Source organism: Streptosporangium sp. NPDC006007 (assembly GCF_040614315.1).
Classification (GTDB): Bacteria; Actinomycetota; Actinomycetes; order Streptosporangiales; family Streptosporangiaceae; genus Streptosporangium.
In genome coordinates this window covers 22,544-43,134 of sequence record NZ_JBEXUG010000045.1, presented here as the reverse complement: position 1 = coordinate 43,134, position 20,591 = coordinate 22,544, and the positions used below count along the sequence as shown (strand labels likewise).

22 protein-coding genes are annotated in these 20,591 nt (G+C 71.8%); 13 read left to right on the top strand and 9 right to left on the bottom strand.

Going from position 1 to position 20,591, the window contains the following annotated elements; translation table 11 throughout:
- Positions 1-91: 91 nt before the first annotated feature.
- The 3 genes from ABZ194_RS25955 to ABZ194_RS25945 all read right to left on the bottom strand — a co-directional run bounded on the left by ABZ194_RS25955 (position 92) and on the right by ABZ194_RS25945 (position 2,501).
- Positions 92-1,417: a cation:dicarboxylase symporter family transporter gene (locus ABZ194_RS25955; protein WP_355599622.1), complete on the bottom strand. Its 1,326-nt coding sequence runs from the start codon at positions 1,415-1,417 to the stop codon at positions 92-94.
- Between the two features lie 382 nt (positions 1,418-1,799).
- Positions 1,800-2,024, bottom strand: coding sequence for an HGxxPAAW family protein (locus ABZ194_RS25950; RefSeq protein WP_355599621.1), 225 nt, complete (start codon positions 2,022-2,024; stop codon positions 1,800-1,802).
- A 30-nt stretch (positions 2,025-2,054) separates the two neighbouring features.
- On the bottom strand, positions 2,055-2,501 hold the full coding sequence (locus ABZ194_RS25945; RefSeq protein ID WP_355599620.1) for a MarR family transcriptional regulator: 447 nt from the start codon (positions 2,499-2,501) through the stop codon (positions 2,055-2,057).
- 79 nt (positions 2,502-2,580) lie between these two features.
- Between ABZ194_RS25945 and ABZ194_RS25940 the strand changes: the two genes are divergently transcribed.
- The 5 genes from ABZ194_RS25940 to gdhA all read left to right on the top strand — a co-directional run bounded on the left by ABZ194_RS25940 (position 2,581) and on the right by gdhA (position 6,164).
- Positions 2,581-2,763 (top strand): hypothetical protein, encoded by a 183-nt coding sequence (locus ABZ194_RS25940; protein WP_355599619.1) that lies wholly within the window; start codon positions 2,581-2,583, stop codon positions 2,761-2,763.
- 246 nt (positions 2,764-3,009) lie between these two features.
- Positions 3,010-3,204 (top strand): DUF5302 domain-containing protein, encoded by a 195-nt coding sequence (locus ABZ194_RS25935; protein WP_355599618.1) that lies wholly within the window; start codon positions 3,010-3,012, stop codon positions 3,202-3,204.
- Between the two features lie 118 nt (positions 3,205-3,322).
- Positions 3,323-3,766, top strand: coding sequence for a type II toxin-antitoxin system PemK/MazF family toxin (locus ABZ194_RS25930; RefSeq protein WP_355599617.1), 444 nt, complete (start codon positions 3,323-3,325; stop codon positions 3,764-3,766).
- Positions 3,767-3,931: 165 nt separating this feature from the next.
- Positions 3,932-4,660, top strand: coding sequence for a DUF3152 domain-containing protein (locus ABZ194_RS25925; RefSeq protein WP_355599616.1), 729 nt, complete (start codon positions 3,932-3,934; stop codon positions 4,658-4,660).
- Positions 4,661-4,820: 160 nt separating this feature from the next.
- Positions 4,821-6,164 (top strand): NADP-specific glutamate dehydrogenase, encoded by a 1,344-nt coding sequence (gene gdhA, locus ABZ194_RS25920; protein ID WP_355599615.1) that lies wholly within the window; start codon positions 4,821-4,823, stop codon positions 6,162-6,164.
- A 115-nt stretch (positions 6,165-6,279) separates the two neighbouring features.
- On the opposite strand, the gene ABZ194_RS25915 is transcribed toward gdhA, so the two are convergent.
- Both ABZ194_RS25915 and ABZ194_RS25910 read right to left on the bottom strand, forming a co-directional pair.
- Positions 6,280-6,729, bottom strand: coding sequence for a hypothetical protein (locus ABZ194_RS25915; protein WP_355599614.1), 450 nt, complete (start codon positions 6,727-6,729; stop codon positions 6,280-6,282).
- A gap of 113 nt (positions 6,730-6,842) precedes the next feature.
- Positions 6,843-7,013: a hypothetical protein gene (locus tag ABZ194_RS25910; RefSeq protein ID WP_355599613.1), complete on the bottom strand. Its 171-nt coding sequence runs from the start codon at positions 7,011-7,013 to the stop codon at positions 6,843-6,845.
- A 620-nt stretch (positions 7,014-7,633) separates the two neighbouring features.
- On the opposite strand from ABZ194_RS25910, the gene ABZ194_RS25905 reads away from it, so the two are divergent.
- From ABZ194_RS25905 to ABZ194_RS25870, 8 genes are all read left to right on the top strand, one after another.
- Positions 7,634-8,755, top strand: a complete 1,122-nt coding sequence (locus tag ABZ194_RS25905) for a S1 family peptidase (protein WP_355599612.1) — start codon at positions 7,634-7,636, stop codon at positions 8,753-8,755.
- A 53-nt stretch (positions 8,756-8,808) separates the two neighbouring features.
- Positions 8,809-9,375 carry a snapalysin family zinc-dependent metalloprotease gene (locus ABZ194_RS25900; protein ID WP_355599611.1) on the top strand — a complete coding sequence of 189 codons (567 nt, stop codon included), beginning with the start codon at positions 8,809-8,811 and terminating at the stop codon, positions 9,373-9,375.
- 224 nt (positions 9,376-9,599) lie between these two features.
- Positions 9,600-9,740 (top strand): putative ATP-grasp target RiPP, encoded by a 141-nt coding sequence (locus tag ABZ194_RS25895; protein ID WP_355599610.1) that lies wholly within the window; start codon positions 9,600-9,602, stop codon positions 9,738-9,740.
- Positions 9,741-9,928: 188 nt separating this feature from the next.
- Complete coding sequence (locus ABZ194_RS25890) at positions 9,929-10,909, top strand: MvdC/MvdD family ATP grasp protein (RefSeq protein ID WP_355599609.1); 981 nt, start codon at positions 9,929-9,931, stop codon at positions 10,907-10,909.
- Positions 10,906-11,916, top strand: a complete 1,011-nt coding sequence (locus ABZ194_RS25885) for a TIGR04500 family putative peptide maturation system protein (RefSeq protein ID WP_355599608.1) — start codon at positions 10,906-10,908, stop codon at positions 11,914-11,916. Before ABZ194_RS25890 ends, ABZ194_RS25885 begins: the two co-directional genes overlap by 4 nt.
- The gene (locus ABZ194_RS25880) at positions 11,913-12,101 is read left to right on the top strand and encodes a hypothetical protein (protein WP_355599607.1); all 189 of its coding nucleotides are present in this window, start codon (positions 11,913-11,915) and stop codon (positions 12,099-12,101) included. Before ABZ194_RS25885 ends, ABZ194_RS25880 begins: the two co-directional genes overlap by 4 nt.
- Positions 12,098-14,248, top strand: coding sequence for a peptidase domain-containing ABC transporter (locus tag ABZ194_RS25875; RefSeq protein WP_355599606.1), 2,151 nt, complete (start codon positions 12,098-12,100; stop codon positions 14,246-14,248). Before ABZ194_RS25880 ends, ABZ194_RS25875 begins: the two co-directional genes overlap by 4 nt.
- A 61-nt stretch (positions 14,249-14,309) precedes the next feature.
- Positions 14,310-14,756 (top strand): SRPBCC family protein, encoded by a 447-nt coding sequence (locus ABZ194_RS25870; RefSeq protein ID WP_355599605.1) that lies wholly within the window; start codon positions 14,310-14,312, stop codon positions 14,754-14,756.
- A gap of 23 nt (positions 14,757-14,779) precedes the next feature.
- On the opposite strand, the gene ABZ194_RS25865 is transcribed toward ABZ194_RS25870, so the two are convergent.
- From ABZ194_RS25865 to ABZ194_RS25850, 4 genes are all read right to left on the bottom strand, one after another.
- Positions 14,780-15,322, bottom strand: a complete 543-nt coding sequence (locus ABZ194_RS25865) for an FxsA family protein (RefSeq protein ID WP_355599604.1) — start codon at positions 15,320-15,322, stop codon at positions 14,780-14,782.
- 72 nt (positions 15,323-15,394) lie between these two features.
- Complete coding sequence (locus ABZ194_RS25860; protein ID WP_355599624.1) at positions 15,395-16,138, bottom strand: polyprenol monophosphomannose synthase; 744 nt, start codon at positions 16,136-16,138, stop codon at positions 15,395-15,397.
- On the bottom strand, positions 16,138-17,784 hold the full coding sequence (gene lnt / locus ABZ194_RS25855) for an apolipoprotein N-acyltransferase (protein WP_355599603.1): 1,647 nt from the start codon (positions 17,782-17,784) through the stop codon (positions 16,138-16,140). The genes ABZ194_RS25860 and lnt overlap by 1 nt, the downstream gene beginning before the upstream one ends.
- A 531-nt stretch (positions 17,785-18,315) precedes the next feature.
- Positions 18,316-20,526, bottom strand: a complete 2,211-nt coding sequence (locus ABZ194_RS25850) for an ATP-binding domain-containing protein (protein WP_355599602.1) — start codon at positions 20,524-20,526, stop codon at positions 18,316-18,318.
- Between the last annotated feature and the right edge of the window lie 65 nt (positions 20,527-20,591).

The following is a 20,591-nucleotide window of genomic DNA, read 5'->3' as shown; positions in this document are numbered from 1 at the left end:
CCCGCGCCCGTCCCTGGGTCTGGGGCCGTCCAGCTCCCGAGCCTCGCCCCCGCCGACGCCGCTTTATCTACCTGCTTTGAGGAACGTCGCACTAGACCTGCGACATCGCCGGATCCGTCCGGTCCGCGGGCGGCGGATCGTCCAGCGGGGAGGTCTCGTCGAACGGGAGCCGGCCGGACAGCACCTCGGCGGCGCGTTGCCGGTCGAACTCACCGGTCCAGGTGCCGACCAGGACGGTGGCGACCGCGTTGCCGGCGAAGTTGGTCAGCGCGCGGGCCTCGGACATGAAACGGTCGATGCCGACGATCAGGCCGACCCCGTCGACCAGGTCGGGGCGGTGGGCCTGCAGGCCGCCGGCGAGGGTGGCGAGGCCGGCGCCGGTGACTCCGGCGGCTCCCTTGGAGGCGATGACCATGAAGACCAGCAGGGAGACCTGCTCACCGAGCGAGAGCGGGGCGCCGGTGGCGGTCGCGATGAAGAGGGTGGCCATGGTCAGGTAGATGGCGGTGCCGTCGAGGTTGAACGAGTAGCCGGTCGGCACGGTGATGCCGACGACGGGACGGCTCACGCCGAGGTGCTCCATCTTGGCGATCAACCGGGGCAGCGCCGACTCCGAGGACGAGGTGGACAGGATGAGCAGGAACTCCCGGCCGAGGTAGCGCAGCAGTGACAGCAGGTTGACCCGGGCGACCAGCCAGAGCAGCGGCCCCAGTACGGCGAGCACGAACACCAGGCAGGTGAGGTAGAAGCCGAGCATGATGACGGCGAGGCTCCTGAGCGCGTCCACCCCGGTCGCGCCCACCACGGCGGCCATCGCGCCGAAGGCCCCCACCGGGGCGGCCCACATGATCATGGCGAGGATGCGGAAGACGAGCCGCTGGACGTGCGCGACGCCGGCCAGGATCGGCGCCCCTCGCTCCCCCATGGCCTGCAGGGCGAATCCGGTGAGCAGGGCGGCCAGCAGGGTCTGCAGCACCTGCCCCTCGGTGAGCGCCGACATCAGCGTGACCGGGATGATCCCGAGCAGGAAGGCCACGGTGTCGCTCTCGCCCCCCTTGACCGCCTCGGTCTCGGCGGCCCGGCGGAGCTCCTCGGTGAGGTGGAGTCCCTGGCCGGGGTCGACCAGGTTGCCCACGGCCAGGCCGACGGCCAGTGCCACGGTCGACATGGCGAGAAAGTAGCCGAGTGCCAGGCCTCCGACCCGGCCCACCCTGGCGGCCCCGGTAACCGATCCGACGCCGAGCACGATGGTGCAGAAGACGATCGGGCCGATCATCATCTTGATCAGCCCGACGAAGGCCGTACCCAGGGGTTTGAGCTCCAGGGCGACGCCGGGGGCAGCGAGCCCGACGGCGACCCCGGCGGCCACCGCGAGGACGACGGCCGCGTAAAGGTATCGGGTTCGATCTCGGGACATGGGCGCTCGGCCTCCCCGGTCTCTGCGGAAACTCCGGTCCGGCAACCATGAGAACCCACACTCCGGCCCACGTCAGCGTTATCCGCTTTTCGGATGGGACAGCCGGGAAGTTCGATGAGTTAGGGAAGTCCGAAAACCCGGGAAAATCACGGGAGGCCGCCCGGGGAGTCCGGAGAGCTCGGGGCTCTCAACGGGCCCGGGGAGTCGGCGGCGGCCCGGGCGCACGTCCGATTCCCACCGGGGCGCACGGCACCCCGGCGCGCCCCCGGCCGGCCCGCGCACCGCCTCCGAGCCCTCCCCCTCCGTCGAGGAGGTCCCGCCGAAACTCTGACATCCTCCCGGCCCCGAAGGACCGGGGACGCACGCCGCGAGCGCCCGGTGATCAGTTACCGTGGTCCAGCGGCACCCGGGGGGCGTCCACGATCACGTCGGAGAAGATGTCGACCGCCAGGGCGATCACACCGCCGACCGCGACGATTACGGCTCCCACCCAGAAAAGCGTCCAGCTGGGACCGATACACAGGGCCACACCGCCGACGGTGAACCCGAGCAGAATGACGACCACCGCAAGCCAAGACTTGGGGCTTCCTCCGTGGCTTCCAGCCATGAGCCTTCTCTGTCCTCTCTTCTGTGCGCATCAGCGATGCGCGCCGTTCGCCGCGGCGATCACCCTGGTCAGCGACCGGTGGAGCTCCTCTAGCTCCTCCAGGTCCATACCCAGGCGCTCGACGACGGACGGCGGAATCCTCTCAGCCTCGCTCCTCAGCGCCCGGCCCTCCGGGCTGAGCGTGACCACCAGGACCCGCTCGTCCTGGCTGTCCCGCTGCCGCCGGATGTAGCCGATCGCCTCAAGACGTTTGAGGAGCGGTGACAGCGTACCGGGGTCGAGTTGCAGTAGCTTGCTCAGCTCCTTCACCGACAGCGGCGCGTGCTCCCAGAGGGCGAGCATCACCAGGTACTGGGGATGGGTCAGGCCCATGGGCTGCAGTAACGGCCGGTACACTCCGATGACGCCGCGCGAGGCGACCGCCAGGGCGAAGCACACCTGGCGCTCCAGGCTTAAGGCGTCGGTCATGTCGCTCACACACCCCTCCTGCCGACATAGTACGATAATTGGTACACAAACTATTGTGGCCCCAACCGTCGGCCGGCAAAGGAGTCCCATGTTTCACCGCAAGCCGATCGAGGAGCGGATCGCCGAGCGTCAGGCCCTGCGCCCGTCGCTCACGGAGGGCAAGCACTTCGAGCACGGGCCGGCGAAGTTCGTCTTCATCTTCGTCATCGTGTTCGTGGTCATCGGCCACATCGCGGGCCTTCTGCTGCTGATAGCCATGGGCCTTCACTGAAACCCCCGAAGATCCCGAAACCGCCGAGGAAACCGAGAACACCGCCTGCGGGGCGTCACCCGGGCTCGATGAAGGCGGTCCGCCGAACCGGGAGGCCGCGATCATGCTCGGCGAGCCTCCGCCCAGACTACCTTGGTGAACAAGAGCCTCTCCTGTTCCCGTCAACCGGCTTCCGCTGAGGGACATGAGAGGATGATGATCCGGTTGGCCGGAGTTGGACTGCTCGTCCAGATTCAGGAGGTCCGTATGTCTGACGTCACGCCGGAGCCCGAGAGTTCCGAAGACGAGCTGAAGCGCAAGTTCCGCGAGGCACTGGAGCGTAAGAAGCTCGCTCAGGCGGAGTTGGGCGGTGGCGGCAAGGGGAAGGGCTCCTCGAAGATCCACGGCGCCCACGGCCCGGTCGGGGGCAAGCGCTCCTTCCGCCGCAAGAGCGGCGGCTGAGCCAGGCTCGAACACCGCCCCACCGCCCCACCGCCCCACCGCCCCACCGCCCTCCCGGTGAGAACGGGTGGACGGGCGGCGCCCGGTTCCACGCGTACCCGTCCAATAGGGTGCTTTTGTGCGTGATCTCGATGAAGACCCGCGACCGGCTCGCGGCGCGGTCCGGGAGGTCCACGGCGTGAGCCGGGCGGCCTGTCTCGACTACTCCCCCGATCTCGACGGGCTCGCCGACCCCGGTGAGATCGTCTGGGCCTGGGTCCCCTACGAGGAGGATCCCACCAGGGGCAAGGACCGGCCGCTACTGGTCGTCGGCCGCCACCGGCGGAGGCTGCTGGCGATGATGCTGTCCAGCCGCGGCGGCAACGGCGATCCAGGCGGGTGGCTGGAGCTCGGCCCCGGTCGCTGGGATCGGGAGAACCGGGTCTCCCACCTGCGCCTGGACCGGGTTTTCGAGCTCGACGAGGACGGCATCCGCCGCGAGGGGTCGGTCCTGGACCCCCAGCGGTTCGCCCGCGTCGCGGCCGTGCTGAGGACGGTCCACGGCTGGGCCGCCGACGGTTAGACGGCCCGCGGCGACACCGCTCCGCGGCCGGGGCCGCCGGACGGATCCGCGGTGATGGGTTATATCGATCGGTAATAAGGTTTACGGCCTATGTCGAGGAACGTTAGGCTTCATGAGAGTAAGCCCTTTTTGTGGCTTCTTGCCGTCAGCATTTCGGCGTCACTCATGGTCGGTAGCGGTGTACTGCTGAGCGGTCGTCCGGCACCGGCCCGCGACGAACCCGCGCCGCCCGACTTCCCCGCCCCCGGCCTGCCCGAGGTCTCCGTGACGCCCACCCCGCCCCCGGCCCCGCCCGAGTCCGGGGGGCCCGCGCCCGAGCGGACGTTCCTGCTCGCCAACGGGCGGCGGCAGCCCCTGAGAGAGCGGGTTCCCGCGTCGGCGAGTGGCCGGTACACCGTGGTCCCCGGCAACGCCCGGCCTCCCGGGAACCACGGGGAGGGCAAGGCGGTCCGGTACACGGTCGAGGTCGAGGACGGGCTGCCGTTCGACCCGCGCGAGTTCGCCGACGAGGTGCACAGGATCCTCAACGACCGGCGCGGCTGGGGGTTCCGGTTCCAGCGGGTCGGGCGAGGGCCGGTGAGATTCCGGGTGTCGCTGTCCAGCCCGGCGACGACGGACCGGCGGTGCAGGCCGCTGATCACCTTTGGCGCGCTGTCCTGCTGGAACCGAGGGCGCGCGGTCGTCAACGCGGTGCGGTGGAACGCGGGCGCGCGGGGCTACGGCCGCGACGTCGCCTCCTACCGCGAGTACGTCGTCAACCACGAGGTCGGTCACGGCCTCGGCCACGGCCACGTACCGTGTCCGGGACCGGGCAGGCGGGCTCCGGTGATGCTCCAGCAGACCAAGTCGCTGTCCGGCTGCCGCCCCAACCCCTGGCCCTCCCCCCGGCGCTGAGGCTCGCTCCGGGACTCCCCGCCCGCGTGCGGCCGTCCCCGCCGCCCCGTCCGGCGGGGCGGACGGGGCGGGTACCACGGGGGCCTTGAAAATGCACCGTTTGTCAGACCATAAGGTGTATGCGGAGTTATGCCTCTTATTGAGCGAGGGGACCGTCTGAATGCTGCATGAGAGATTGTCGGACGTCTACGACAACGTACTGCGCCGCAACCCGGGGGAGATCGAGTTCCACCAGGCCGTCCGCGAGGTGCTGGAGAACATCGGGCCGGTGCTCGGCAAACATCCGGAGTACGCCGAGTCGAAGGTGATCGAACGGATCTGCGAACCCGAACGGCAGATCATCTTCCGGGTGCCCTGGGAGGACGACCGGGGCGAGGTGCACATCAACCGGGGTTTCCGGGTGGAGTTCAACAGCGCGCTGGGCCCCTACAAGGGGGGCCTGCGGTTCCACCCCTCGGTCTACCTCGGCATCGTCAAGTTCCTCGGCTTCGAGCAGATCTTCAAGAACAGCCTGACCGGCCTGCCGATCGGAGGCGGCAAGGGCGGCTCCGACTTCGACCCGAAGGGACGCTCCCACCGCGAGGTCATGCGGTTCTGCCAGAGCTTCATGACCGAGCTCTACCGCCATATCGGCGAGTACACCGACGTCCCGGCCGGCGACATCGGCGTCGGGCAGCGCGAGGTCGGCTACCTGTTCGGCCAGTACAAGCGCATCACCAACCGCTACGAGTCCGGAGTGATCACCGGCAAGGGGCTCAGCTACGGCGGCGCGCAGGTGCGGACCGAGGCGACCGGGTACGGCTGCGCGTTCTTCGTCGACGAGATGCTGAAGGCGCGCGGAACGTCGTTCGACGGCAAGCGTGTGGTGGTGTCCGGGGCGGGCAACGTCGCCGTCTACACGATCGAGAAGGTGCGGCAGCTCGGCGGCGTGGTGATCGCCTGCTCCGACTCCTCCGGTTACGTCCTCGACGACAAGGGGATCGACCTGGACCTGCTCAAGCAGGTCAAGCAGGTGGAACGCCGCCGGATGGACACCTACGCCGAGCGCCGCGGCGGGAGCACGATCTTCGTACCCGGCGCGAGCGTCTGGGACGTGCCGTGCGAGGTGGCCATGCCGTCCGCCACCCAGAACGAGATCACCGGCCGGGACGCCGAAAGGCTTGTCCGCAACGGCTGCGTCGCGATCGGCGAGGGCGCCAACATGCCCACCACCCCCGAGGGGATACGGATCTTCGAGGAGGCGGGCGTCGCCTTCGGACCGGGCAAGGCCGCCAACGCGGGCGGGGTCGCCACCAGCGCGCTGGAGATGCAGCAGAACGCCAGCCGCGACTCGTGGACCTTCGAGTTCTCCGAGGCCCGCCTGCGGCAGATCATGCGTGACATCCACGGCCGCTGCCTGCAGACCGCCGACGAGTACGGCATGCCGGGCAACTACGTGGCCGGGGCCAACATCGACGGGTTCAAGCGTGTCGCCGACGCGATGCTCTCGCTCGGCCTGATCTGAGCACCTCCCGCCGCCACCTCGCCAACGGAGCCGAGGTGCCGGAGGGCGGGAAACCACGGGAAACGATGGGAAACGATGGGAAACCCCGGGAAAGGCCCGGCCAGGAGAGCGGGGACTACCTCGCCGGTGGGCGGCTGCTCCACCTCGGCCTGCGGAACAGATCCCGGCGCTCCAGGAGGTAGGCGAGCTTCGAGGCCGTCGTCCGGACCGTCTCCTCGTGCCGGTGTCTCCTGCCCGGGGCGGCACCGCTCCAGCGTTCGAGCAGGCGGGCCATCTCGTCGGCCACCTCGCCGATCACACGGTAACGGGTGCCGAAGGCGTAGAGATCGCCGTGCACCTCGTTCACCAGGTCCTCGTCGACCCCGCGGGTCAGCGGCCTGATCTTTCCGAGCATGTCGGCCTCCACGGCCGCGGTGACCGGCGCGCGGCGGGCGTCCCCCTCGGGCACCATGATGAGCGCCCTGACCCTGGCGACGGCCAAAGCCCGCTCGGGCTGCGAGGTCGCGGGGTGCTCGGCGAGGTCCAGCAGGCGCCGGAGGGTCTCCTGCGTCTTGTCGTCGAACATGAGGAACCCGCTCCCGCCTCTCGCCCCGCCCGCCGTACAGGTGCGATCACATGCTATTCGACCGGGCGTCCCCGGTTCACGGCCCCCGCGGACGCGGCAGCGGCCACCGGAGTTCAGCGGGCGGTCTTCCGGTACGGGTATATGTGCTCCAGTCCGTGACCGGACGGCAGGACGCACCGGCGGCCGGCCTCGGTGTGGGGACAGCGGGACGCCTCGTCACGGCGGGGTAACGTCGACTGCTCCTCGTGCCCGGATCCACCGTCGTCGGCGGGCTGGTGGGTCATGGACGCGCATCCTCCTGTGGCAACCTCAACGGAACGCTCCAAGCGGAACCCCGGCCGGGCGTCATCGCCGCGGCCGACCGGCGGTCCGTGGGACCAAGCAATCTATCCTCACGGGTACCGCGTGCCCAGAACCCGCGATTTGACTCGACCCCGTTTGATCACTGTCAGAGGCCGCGCGTCCGCCCGCGGACCGGCGGCCATCGCGGTCCCGCGCCCCGGAAGGCTGTCATGGCGGCCTCTTCGAGGGGATCAGGACGAACCGGTGGCACCGGCTTCCGCCGCACCGGCCACGCGGGGCGCGCACACCCGGCCACCCGGACCCTACCGGGACACACCGGAGCGCGACCGGCCCGGATGCGGCTCCGAGCACGGGAAACCTCGGAGGACCGGGCATGGCAGGCCAAGGAGGCCGGCGGCCACGGCTCTGTGGAGGGACGCGTCCGTACCCGGCCGGTTCACCTTCGGGTAATGTGTCACGCCCGGCAGCCGCACCCCCGAGGGCCATACCGTCGCGAGGCCATACCACCGCGATGTCATAACACGGCGATAGGGGTTTTTTGCCACATCCCCCCCTTGTGTCACGCCGCATACCTTGACAGCACCCCCCACCAGGAGTGCACATGTCGAGTAAACACCCCCTGTTGGCGGTTACCGCCATGGCCGCCCTCTCCGCGGCGGCCACCGTGGCCCCCGCCGCCGCCGAACAGGCCCCGCTGTCCGCGGCCCAGCCCCCCTCGCTCATCGAGGCGCTCCGGCGTGACCTCGGCATCACCGTCGAGCAGGCCGTCACCCGGCTGGCCAACGAGTCGCGCGCCGCCGTCGCCGAGACCTCGCTGAGCAGGACGCTCGGCGAGAAGTACGCCGGTGCCTGGCTCAGCGCCGACGCCACCGTACTCTCCGTCGCCACCACCGACGCCACCACCGCCGACACCATCGCGGCGGAGGGCGCCCGGCCGGTGGTCGTCGGCCGGAGCCTGAACCGGCTTGAGGCGCTCAAGGACCGGCTCGACCGGGCTCCGGAGCAGGTGAAGAGCGGCGCGGCCCTCTGGTACATCGACATCCGCACCAACGGCGTCACGGTGCTGGCTCCCCGGCAGGCCGAGGGCGAGGCCCTCGTCACCGCCTCCGGCGTGGACAGGAACGCGGTGCGGGTGGTGGTCTCCGGCGAACGCCCCCGCCCCCTCGTCAACCTCCGGGGCGGCGACCCGTACTACATCGACGGCGGCAGCCGCTGTTCGATCGGCTTCCCCGTCACCAGGGGCGGCACCCCCGGCTTCGCCACCGCCGGGCACTGCGGCCAGGCGGGCAGCGGGACCAGCAATCCGTACGGCACCTTCCAGGGGTCGTCGTTCCCCGGCAACGACTACGCCTGGGTCGCCGCCCCGGGCCACACCCCGCAACCCTGGGTCAAGGCGACCGGCGGCAACGTCGTCGTCCGCGGGTCCGCCCAGGCCGTGGTCGGCGCCTCCGTCTGCCGTTCCGGCTCCACCACCGGCTGGCACTGCGGCACCATCCAGCAGCACAACGCCTCGGTCACGTACCCGCAGGGCACGATCACCGGCCTGACCCGGACCAGCGTGTGCGCCGAGCCGGGTGACTCCGGAGGCCCGTTCGTCTCCGGCGACCAGGCCCAGGGCGTGACCTCCGGCGGTTCCGGAAACTGCCGGTCCGGCGGCACGACCTACCACCAGCCGATCAACGAGATCCTGCAGACCTACGGGCTCACGCTCCGCGTCGGCTGACAACTCTCCTCTTCCGCCTCGTATCAACGAGCATCCCCCGGAGGCCCGGCAAAGTGTCAAGAGTCATCCGTTTCGTCATCGCGTTCGTCCTGAGCCTCTCGCCCCTGGCGATCGTCGTCCCCGCCCAGGCCGGAACGGCCGCTCGGGCGTCCACCGGCGTGGCCGCCGTCCAGATACTCCGGTACGACGCCGGCCACGCCGCCGAGTTCCGCTCCACCGTGGACCAGGCGGCCCAGATCTGGAACTCCAGCGTGACCGATGTCCGCCTGGTGGCCGGTCACCCCGCGGACTTCGTGGTACTCGCCGACGACGGCTGGCCCCGCGCCCAGCTCACCGATCTCGGGCGCGGCACCGTGTGGATGGGCAGGCAGGCCACCACCGAGGGTCACGACCCGCTGCGCATCGCCACCCACGAGATCGGCCACATCCTGGGTCTGCCCGACCGGCGCACCGGCCTGTGCGAAGACCTGATGTCCGGTGCGAGCGCCGGCACCGGCTGCACCAACCCCTATCCGAACGCGGCCGAGAGGGCCGAGGTGGAAGGTAACTTCCGCGGCTTCGCCCCGGCCGCCGGCTTCGGCCGGACCTATGTCGACGACCTGGAGTCCACGACCCCGTAGGACACCACGGCCGTCTGGCCGGGCCGGTCGCCCCGACCGGCCCGGCCTTCCGTCTGTCCGGGCCCCGAAGCGACCGGGCGACCCCGATGAGCCGCGGCTCCAAGTCCGCTACAAGAGATCGACAAGTTGGGGTCCCTAACGTCTCCTCACGTAAGCGGGTCACCGCGCGCCGGTGCCCCGGGGGGATCGACCATCGTCGTGAAAGCGGCGGAAGGGAACCAAGAATGTCGAAGATCAACATTGACGACATCCCGTTCGAGGGAGCCGAGCTGTCCGAGGCCGAGCTGGGCGAGGTCTCCGGCGGCCGGATGTCCGTGTCCTGGCGCAACAGCAAGGGCCAGGCCTGCGAGTGGACCGTCAGCTAGGTGCCGTGACCGGGACCCCTCACCGGATCGCGCGCCGCTCGCCGGCCGCCGATCAGGCCGGCGTCACCGCCTCGCCGTACCGGCGCGGTGGGAGGCGCCGGACCCGGTGAGGGCGGAGGGTCGATGATCGGACACGCGGCGGGGTGGGCGCTCCCCGCCCCGCCGTCTCTTCCATGACGAGGGTGAACGTGATCCTGATACTGAGCGACCGGCGCGACGACACGGTCGAGATGGTGCTGCCGGCACTGAGGCGCCGGGGCGCGCCGGTGACCTGGTGGGACCCGGGCGACTTCCCGGCCCTCGGCACCCTCACCGCCGTCCTCACCGGCGACGGGCACCGGATGGTGCTCGACACCGGCACCGAGCGGCTGGATCTGTCGACGGTGCGTGCCGTGTGGCGGCGGCGCCCGAACGCGCCCACCCCGGCCGGGAACGTGACCGCGCCCTCCCACCGCCGTCACGTGGTCCGGCAGGCGGAGTTCCTGCTCGACGGAGCCTGGGAGCTGGCCCCGGCCCGCTGGCTGCCCTCGCGCAGGGACACCGAGCGCCGGGCGCACAACAAGATCATTCACATGGCCCGCGCGGCGGCGCTCGGCTTCTCGGTGCCGGAGACCGTCTTCACCAACGATCCGGCCGAACTGGTGCCGTTCCACGACAGGACGTCCGGGCGGCTGATCGCCAAGCAGATCGACTCCGGCGAGTTCGACGTCGACGGCGTCGACCACCGCACGTACACCACCGTCCTCACCCGGCGCCACCTCACCTCGCGCCACCGCCTCCGGCACGAACCGGTCATCCTGCAGCCGTACATTCCCAAGGCCGTGGAACTCCGCGTGATCGTGGTGGGTGACCGGGTCTTCGCCGCCGAGATCGACTCGCAGGCGTCCCACCGGGCCAGAGACGACTGGCGGCACTACGACGACGACCGGGTGCTCTACACCGCCCACCGGCTCCCCGGCGACCTGGAACGCCGGTGTGTGGAGCTCGTCACCTCACTGGGGCTGACCTACGGCGCGATCGACCTCATCCTCACCCCGGAAGGGGCGTACGTGTTCCTGGAGATCAACCCCAACGGGGCCTGGGGCTTCCTGGAGCAGCGCGCAGGACTGCCCATCGGCGACGCGATCGCCGACTGGCTCGTGGAGACGGACAACAGGAATGGATCATGAGTGATCTCGGGACGATACTTGAGTCCGGCGTGCGGCTGCTGCGCGGCCTGCCCCGGCGGCGGGCCCGGGTGGAGGAGGCCCGGCGGGCGGCCGCCGCGTGGGCGGCCGGGCATCCCGGCCTCCACGCCGAACTCGTCGTCGACGAACGCCCCGGCACCCAGGTGGTCGACTTCGACCTTCTGCTGGAGGCCCCGGACGGCGGAACGGTCGCGCTCACCGCGCCGGCCGACGACGGCGTGCCCTGGCTGATCGACCACTCGACGCACTGGGCGGCGGGCCAGCTGGTCAGCGTCGACGACGTGCACCTGTCGGTCGCCCAGGCGCTGACCATGATCCGGTCGCTGTCGCGCCGCGACGCGACGCCGCACGACGAGATCGTCGATCAGTGCCTGATCCTCAACGAACTCCAGGGCGACACCGGGCCGGTCGACGACGAGGAGCTGCAGGCCGCGGCGGACGAGTTCCGGCGGGGCCGGGGTCTGCACGACCGCGCCTCGACACTGGCCTGGCTGGCCGAGATGGGCATGACCCCGCCCCAGTTCGAGACCTACATCGCCGGTGTGGCCAGGCGGCGGAGCTTCCGCCGGCGCAGGGAGGCCGAGCTCGGACCGGTGCGCCTGGCGGCCGAACCCCGGACGTTCGACCGGGTCCGCGGAGTCTGGATCACCGGCCCCGAGCGGTCTCTCGCCCGCCGTGCCGCCGAACTCGCCCGGATCGGCGGCGGTGACCTGACCGCCCTCACCGCGGAGGCGGACGGCGGGACCGAGACGACGATCGCCGAGCGCCTGGCCTTCGAGCTGCCGGAACCGCTCAGGGACGCCTCGCCGGGGACCGTGGTCGGGCCCGTGGCCCACGGCACGGCCTTCATCGCCGGGATCGTCTTGGACCGTGTCCCCGTGATCCCCGCGTCGGCGGACGAGCGGACGCTGGCCGCGGCCGGCCGCGTGGCGTTCGCCGAGTGGCTGGCCGAGCGCCGCGGGCACGCCTCGATCGAGTGGCACTGGTGATGGGACGCGCCGTCTTCCGTGAGGAGTCGCTGCGGCGGCACCGGGCCTCCTCGGAACGGGAGGGGATCCCGCTGACGATCCGTACGGGCACGCTGGTGGCGCTCTGGGCGCTGGTGGCGCTGCTGCTGGCCGCCGGGGTCGCGTTCGCCCTGTTGCTGCGGGCCCGGACGGGGGGTGCGCCGTGAGACGCGTGCCGGTCGTGCTGCAGAACACCGCCACGGAGTGCGGGGCCGCCTGCCTGACCATGGTCTTGTCCCATCACGGCCGCCGCACCTCGCTGCACGAGATCACCGACCGGCTCCAGATCGGCAGGGACGGTCTCAGCGCCAAGGCGCTGCTGGAGGGTGCCAAGGAGTGCGGGCTGAAGGCGCGGGCCTTCTCCCTGGCCCCGTCCGACCTCGCCCGCGTGCCGATGCCGGCCGTGGTCCACTGGCAGTTCAACCACTTCGTGGTCGTCGAACGCTGGGAGCGGGACCGGGTCCACGTCGTCGACCCGGCCGGGGGGCGCCGCAGGCTCACCACCGAGGAGTTCGACGAGGGCTTCACCGGCGTGCTGCTCGCCTTCGAACCCGGACCCGGCTTCCGCCCCGGGCGCTCCAGCCCCGGCCACGCCTGGCGCCGACGGTTCATCCGCGCGCTTTTGATGCGGAGAAAGGGGCTGCTCGCCCAGGTGGTCCTGGCCTCGCTGCTGCTGCAGCTCCTCGGCCTGGTGCTGCCGTTCTTCTCCGAGGCGCTGGTGGATCGGGTCCTGCCCGCGGGGGCGGGCGGGGTGCTGGCCGTGATCGGCCTGGGGCTGGCGCTCGCCGCCGCGACGCAGTTCGTGGTGGGCTGCCTCCGCTCGGTCCTGCTGGTCGCCATCCGCGCCGGGGCCGACTCCGAGCTGACCGGCGGGGTGGTCGCCCACCTGGTCGCCCTGCCGTACCGCTACTTCGCGCTGCGCGGCAAGGGCGACCTGATGACGCGGGCCGGCAGCGTGGCGGTGCTGCGCGAGATGCTCACCGGGCAGGCCCTGTCGGCGCTGCTGGACGGCCCGCTCGCCATCGGCTACCTGATCCTGGTGTTCAGCCGGGACGCCGTCTTCGGCGCCTGCCTGCTCGGGTTCGCGGCCCTGCAGGTGCTGCTGCTGCTGGTCACCGCACGCAGGGTCGGACGCCTCACCCAGGAGGAGCTCACCGCCTTCGCGGCCACCCAGAGTCAGCTCGTCCAGGCCATCGGCGGTATCGAGACGCTCAAGGCGTCCGGGGCCGAGCACCGCGCGGTCGCGCAGTGGTCGAAGCACTTCACCCACCAGCTCAACGCCGACATGCGGGGCGGCCTGACCCAGGGCCTGCTGGACGCCGCCCTCGGGACGCTCCGCCTGCTCGCCCCGCTCGCGCTGCTCTGGGTCGGCGCGTGGCGGGTGCTCGGCGGGGAGCTGACCCTGGGCACCCTGCTCGCGCTCAACGCCCTGGCCGTCGCCGCGCTCACCCCCATCGCCTCACTGATGACCAGTTTCCAGGGACTCCAGCAGGCCGGGGCGCACTTCGACCGGCTGTCCGACATCCTCGCCTCCGAGCCCGAGCCGACCTCCGGCGTCGAGGTGCTCAGACTGCGCGGATCGGTGGAGTTGCACGGAGTCGGTTTCCGCTACGACCCCCGTGGCCCGTGGACGCTCCGCGGCGTCTCGGTGTCGATCGGCTCCGGGCAGAAGATCGCCCTGGTCGGTCCGTCCGGGGCGGGCAAGAGCACCCTGGCCCGGCTGCTGCTGGCCCTGCACACCCCGTCGGAGGGGCGGCTCAGCTATGACGGGGTGCCGTTGACGGAGCTCAACCTCCGCTCCCTGCGGCGCCAGTTCGGCGTGGTCACCCAGGAGCCGTCGCTGTTCACCGGTTCGATCCGGGAGAACATCGCGCTCAACGCCCCCGAGGCGTCGACGGAGCAGATCGTGCAGGCCGCCGAGCTCGCCTGCCTGCACGACGAGATCTGCATGATGCCGATGGGATACGAGACCATGCTCGTGGAGGGCGGCGGCCTGTCCGGCGGCCAGAGGCAGCGGCTCGCCCTCGCCCGCGCGCTGCTGTCCCGGCCGAAGATCCTGCTGCTCGACGAGGCCACCAGCCATCTGGACAGCACCACCGAGGCCCGGATCGAGGCCAACCTCGGCTGGCTCACCCAGACGCGCATCGTGATCGCCCACCGGCTGAGCACGGTCAGGGACGCCGACCTCATCCTGGTCGTCGACGAGGGACGGATCGTGGAGCGGGGCACCCACGAGGGCCTGCTCACCCGGGGCGGCCGTTACGCCACCCTGGTGGCCGCCCAGACCTCGGGGGCGGTCCCCGCCTCCCCCTGACGCCGCCTCCACGGAGGGGGACGGGGTTTCGGGGGTGGGCGTCCCGGGGGAGGGAACGGGCGTGACCCACTCCCGCATCACCGTCTCGGTGAACACGGCGGCCCGTCCCGAGCGGGTGTTCTCCGTGCTGACCGACTGGCCGCGCCACGACGAGTGGATGGTCCTGACCCGCGCGCGCGTCACCGCCGGCGACGGCCGTGGCGTCGGAAGCCGCCTGGCGGCCTTCACCGGTCTGGGCCCGGTCGGGTTCCTGGACACCATGGAGATCACCGGGTGGGATCCGCCCAGGAGCGTGACGGTCCGGCACACCGGCCGCCTGGTGCGCGGGACCGGCGTCTTCCGCGTGCTGCCCCGCGAGGACGGCGGCAGCACCATCGTCTGGGAGGAGGAGCTCGACCTGCCGTTCGGGCCGGTGGGGCGGCTCGGATGGCCGCTGGTGAGACCGGTGAACGCGGCGCTGTTCCGGCTCTCGCTGCGCCGCCTGGCCGGCCTCAGCGTGTCCCGCTGACCCCCGCCGGCTCCCGGTGGGCCTCAGCGGTCGGTGATGCCGCGTCCGGAGTCGCGGACGGCCGGGCCGCCCGGCTCGTCCCTGATGACCTCGCCGTGGATGACGGGGCCCGAGCCCCGGCCACGCGCCGCGTCGAAGAGGTCGAAGGGCGGGCCCGCCTCGCCGAACGGCGAGCCCACGCCCGGACCCGCCTCGGCGAGCCCGCGGATCCGCCGGGCGAAGAGCGCCGCACCGAGTCCGCGGACCAGCGGCCGGGTGAGGGGCAGGACGCAGAGCAGCCCGAGGAGGTCGGTGACGAAGCCCGGCACGATCAGGAGCATGCCGCCCGCGACGGCCACCGCGCCGTCGGCGAGGTCGTGCTCGGGCATCCGGCCGCTCCGCAGGGCCTCCTGCAGGTTCCGCAGGGCCTTGCGGCCCTCCCCGCGGATGATCCAGACGCCCAGCAGGGCGGCGGCGAGCAGCAGGGCGGCGGTGGGCCAGCCGCCGATGGCCTGGCCGACCTGGATCAGCGTCCAGATCTCCAGGACCGGGATCCCCAGGAGGATCAGGAACAGCACAAGGCGCATCTTTTCCTCAACTCACGCGACAGCCCTACAACAGTGACAACGTCCTCGGGCGGCGGCGCGTTCCGCGTTCGCTCAGCGTGGACGGCGCAGACGTCCGGGCAGGCCGGAGAGACCCCACACGGTGACCCGCCACAGCGCCTCCGCCACGATGCCCCGGCTCATCTTGCTGGCCCCGGCGGTGCGCTCCACGAACGTGATGGGCACCTCGGCGACGCGCAGGTGGTGGCGGACGGTGCGCAGCGTCAGGTCCACCTGGAAGCAGTAGCCCTGCGACTCCACGTCGTCCAGGCCGATCTTCCGCAGGGTGGAGGCGCGGTAGGCGCGGAATCCGGCGGTGGCGTCGCGGACCGGGACGCCGAGCATCATCCGGGTGTAGACGTTCGCGCCGCGGGAGAGGAACTCCCTGGAGGCGGGCCAGTTGACGACCTTGCCACCGGGCACCCAGCGGGACCCGATCACCAGGTCGGCGCCGTCCGCGAGCGCCTCCAGCAGCTTGGGGAGCTCCTCGGGCCGGTGGGAGCCGTCGGCGTCCATCTCCACGAGGACGTCGAAGCCCTCGTTCAGGCCCCAGCGGAAGCCCGCGAGGTAGGCGGCGCCCAGCCCCTGCTTGCCCGGACGGTGCAGCACGTGGACGTGGTCGTCGGATCCGGCCAGCGCGCCGGCGACCGCACCGGTGCCGTCGGGGCTGTCGTCGTCGGCGATCAGCAGGTGGGCCTCGGGCACCGCGGCGCGAACCCGCTCGGTGATCATCGGCAGGTTGTCCCGCTCGTTGTAGGTCGGGACGATGACGAGCACCCGGCCGAGCATCCGCTCCATCACGCCTCTCCCACCTGCCGCCTGTCCTCCCGGCCCGGGAAGTGTGCCGGGGGGCGCGTCCGGCGCCACCGGCCCATGGCCAGCGCGCCCGTACCCACAAGTACCATGGCCCACTCTGGCAGCGCGCCCACGCGGGTGGCGACCGTTACGGAGGTTCTGATCGGAACGGTCAGCACGTTCGCCGCGGGGACCAGCTCGCCGGTCCGCCAGGCGACCGTGCCGTCGGGGGTCACGTAGGCGGATATACCCGTGATCGCGGCGGTGATCACGGCGCGGTTGTGCTCGACGGCGCGCAGCTGGGACATGGCGAGCTGCTGGGCGGGCAGGTTGGTCAGCGCGTAGGTGGCGTTGTTGGTCTGCACCACCAGCGGGCTGGCGCCGGTGGCCGCGGTCCCGCGCACGACGCCGTCGAAGGCCACCTCGTAGCAGTTGATCGCGCCGATGGTCACCGGGCCCACCCTCAGGTCGCCGTCGCGGGTGCCGGGCACCGACTGCCTGCCGACCAGACCGGCCCGGTCGAACAGCGCCAGCACGAGGTCCTTCAGCGGGGTGTACTCGCCGAACGGGACGAGCCTCTGCTTGTCGTAGTAGGCGCCGGGGCCGCTGACCGGGTCCCAGACCAGGCTGCGGGTCGCCCGGTTGGCCTCGCCGACGCCGACCACGGCGCCGACCAGGACGGGCACCCCGATGTCCTTGACCGCCTCGTCGATCGCCCGGTGGGCGAGGTCGCTGCGGTAGGGGTCGATGTCGGTGGAGTTCTCCGGCAGCACGACCAGGTCCGGCCTGGGCGTCCCGCCCTCCCGTACGGCCCGCGCCATCTCGTGCAGCATGCGGGTGTGGTTGCCGAGGACCACGGCCGGCGAGTCCCCCAGGGGGTTCATGCCTCGCCCGGGGACGTTGCCCTGGATGACGCCGACGGTCACGGCCCCGCCCTCGTCACCGGGCCGGGGGACGGCGAACGCGGCTGCCGGGACCGCCAGCGCCCCGGCGAGCGGCAGGACGAGCGCCCGGGTGAGCGGCGGGTTCCGGGAGGACCGCGGGGACCCGGGTGCGAGCCTCAGCGCCGCCAGCGCGATCAGGCCGCCGCACAGGGCCACCGCGAAGCTCACCAGCGGCGCCCCGCCCAGGGCCGCGTAGGGGGTGAAGACCGACTCCCCCTGGCTGAAGGCCACCCTCGCCCAGGGGAATCCGCCGAACGGGAAGGTCCCCCGTGCCCACTCCACGGCCACCCAGAGCGCGGCGCTCCACAACGGCCACAGGGGCAGCGTGGAGGTGAGGGCGGCCCCGGCGGCCCAGGCCGCGTAGAACAGGCTCTCCAGGGCCACCAGGCCCAGCCAGGCGTCCATTCCGATCGGGCTGACCCAGTGCAGCGCGGGCAGCAGGAAGGCGAGGCCCGCCAGGAAGCCCAGCCACAGGGCGCGCCGGGGGCGCACACCGCGCACCGACAGGACGAGGAGCGCCATGGCCGGCGGCGCCAGGAACCAGAGCCCGAGGGGCGGGAAGGCGAGGAAGAGCAGCAGGCCGCCGGCGACGACGCCCGCGATCCCGGCCGCGGGGATCCGCCGCCGGAGGGGGGGCCGCCCGCCCGGCGGGCCGCCCGTCGCCACCGCCTCCGGCGCCGGGGCGGCCGTCTTCTCCTGCGCCACGGGCGGGGCTCCTCGGGATGTCGTGGGGGTCGTGGGGACGGATTACGCGGCCCTGACCTGTCTTTCCCCCGAACGGTACCGCCCGGCCGCCACACTCCCAAAGCGGGGGATCACCGGGCTCGGGCACGGCAACGGGGTGACCCTCGTTTGAGGATCACCCCGACGCTTGCGGCGCTCGCACGGGAGCGGGAAGAGGGCCCGGACGACCCTTCGGACCGGTTCCGTCCCGTCGGCGGCGAGCGCGGATTGCCGTTGTCTACTGGGTGTCCGGGCCCCTCCTGGGTCCAACCCCCCGCCCGGATGGGGTGCCCCGCCTCGACGGAACGGCGGCCCTGCGCCTGGCTGTACGGACGGGGTGACCCCCGTCACGGGCGCAGGAACCGACGATGTCGAAAGGCGGCCAACCGGCCAGTCCCGTGCTGGACTGGGCAGCAAACTACCGACCCCAGCGCAGATGTCAACCCTGTCCCCAACTGCGGAAACATCAAGTTTTCGCAGCTGGGACATGATCGACGAGAGCCGTCAATGGTCTCATGTGATCCGATGTCGCTCAAGTCGAGCGAGCGCCTCGGGCAGCGGGCCGCTGTGGACGACGCCAAGACGCTGCGTCGCCCGGGTCATCGCGACGTAAAGGTCGCTGGCCCCCCGGGGGGACTCCCGCAGGATCAGCTCGGGCTCCACCACGACGACCGCGTCGAACTCCAGCCCCTTGGCCTCCGCGACGGTCAGGACCGCGACCGGGGCGTCCAGGGCGGCGGCCCCGGGCCCGGCGACCGCCCCCTCGACGGACCGGGTCACGACCTCCCCCAGCTCTCTCGCCCCGGACTCGGGGACGATCACGACCAGGCGTCCGCCCTCGACGATCTCGCTCTTGATCACCTCGGGCAGCGACTCCAGCGGGGACGCGGCCCAGGGACGCGCGTCCGTCTCACGGACCGAGGTGGGCGCGACCAGGCCGGGGCCGATCAGGGGAAGCACGTCGGCGGCCACGGCCATCAGCTCGGCCGGGGTTCGGTAGTTGACGCTGAGGTGCTCCTCTCGCCGGCGCCCGGCCGCGTACGGGTCGAGCATCCGGGCCCAGGACCTCACCCCCGAGGAGGACCCGGTCTGCGCGAGGTCGCCGACGATCGTCATCGACCGGCTCGGGCAGCGCCGCATCACCATCCGCCAGTCCATCGGCGACAGCTCCTGCGCCTCGTCCACGATGATGTGGCCGAAGGCCCAGGTGCGGTCGACCGCGGCCCGCTCCGCGGTGGTCAGGTACACCTCGTCGTTCAGGTGCCTGGCGGCGAACCTCTCGGCGTCCATGATCTCCGACAGCCCGGTCAGCTCCAGCACCTCCTTGGCGTAGTTCAGCTGGTGCCGCCGTTCGTCGAGCGCGGCGGCGCGCGCCGCGGCCTGTTCCTCCTCGGCGACCCACGCGCCGGCCCGCAGCACCGCCGGGTCGATGTCGCCGAGCAGCTCGGCGGCCTCGTCCAGCAGCGGCACGTCGGACGCGGCCCACCAGCCGTCCCCCTTGCGCGGCGGCTCGCGCAGCAGCAGCCCGCGCTCGGCCTCGGTGAGGTCGGCCGCGGCGTAGTCCAGCCGTTCACGGGAGGTGAACAGCCCGATGAGGAGCTGCTGCGGGGTGGTGTAGGGCCACAACCTGTTCAGCGCGGCCTTGACGGGCCGCTCGGTGCGCAGGTCCTCGCGGATGTCGGCCAGCTCGTCGTCGCTGATCGTCCCCTTCCCGAGCTCCCTGGCGGCCTGCCGGGCGAGCACGTTGAGCAGGTGGCGGACGAAGATCCCGCGCGCCTCATTGTGCGGTCGCCTGGAGCGGGCCGCCCGGTTGCGCGCGGCCTCCAGCACGGGGCCGTCGAGCCTGAGGGTGTGGCGGTCGAGGCGGATCTCCACGGGCCTGCGCGGCACCCGCTGCCGCTCCCTTACGGCCCGCGCCACCACCTGGGCCATCCGCCCCTCGCCCTTGAGCGCGGCGACCTCGGGACGCTCCCTGACCGTGGCGGTGACCCCGGGATAGAGCTCGGCGACGGTGGACAGCAGCACGTCGGTCTCGCCCAGGGAGGGCAACACCTGCTCGATGTAGCGCAGGAAGGTCAGGTTGGGGCCGAGGATGAGCACCCCCCTGCGGGCCAGCCTGTCACGGTGGGTGTAGAGCAGGTAGGCCGCCCGGTGCAGGGCCACCACGGTCTTGCCGGTGCCGGGGCCGCCCTGCACCACCAGCACGCCGCTGAGATCGGAGCGGATGATCCGGTCCTGCTCGGACTGGATGGTGGCCACGATGTCGCGCATGCGCCCGGTGCGCCTGGCCGCGATGGAGGCCAGCAGCGCGGCCTCGCCGTTGAGAGTGGCCGCGTCCTCCTCGGTGAGGCTGTCGAGGTCGAGCAGGTCGTCGTCGACCCCGATCACCCTGCGGCCCTTGGTCTGCAGGTGGCGGCGGCGGGTGACCCCCATCGAGGCCGCGGGGGTGGCACCGTAGAACGGCTGGGCCACCGGGGCCCGCCAGTCGATCAGCAGCCGCCGCTGTTCGTCGTCCGCCAGGCCGATGCGGCCTATGTAGAGGGAGGTCTGGTCGGCGTTGTCGAGCCGTCCGAAGCAAAGACCGTTCTCGACCGCCCAGAGGCGGCCCAAACGCTCGGCGTACATCCCGGCGAAGGTGTCCCGCTCGGAGCGGTTCTGGTGCGTGCCGCCGCTCCCGCCCTGGGCCAGCACGCCGTCCAGCTGACGCTGGGTGCGCTCGCGCAACAGGTCGAGCCGTTGGTAGAGACCGGAGACGTACTCCTGCTCCTTGGCGAGCTCGATTTGACGGG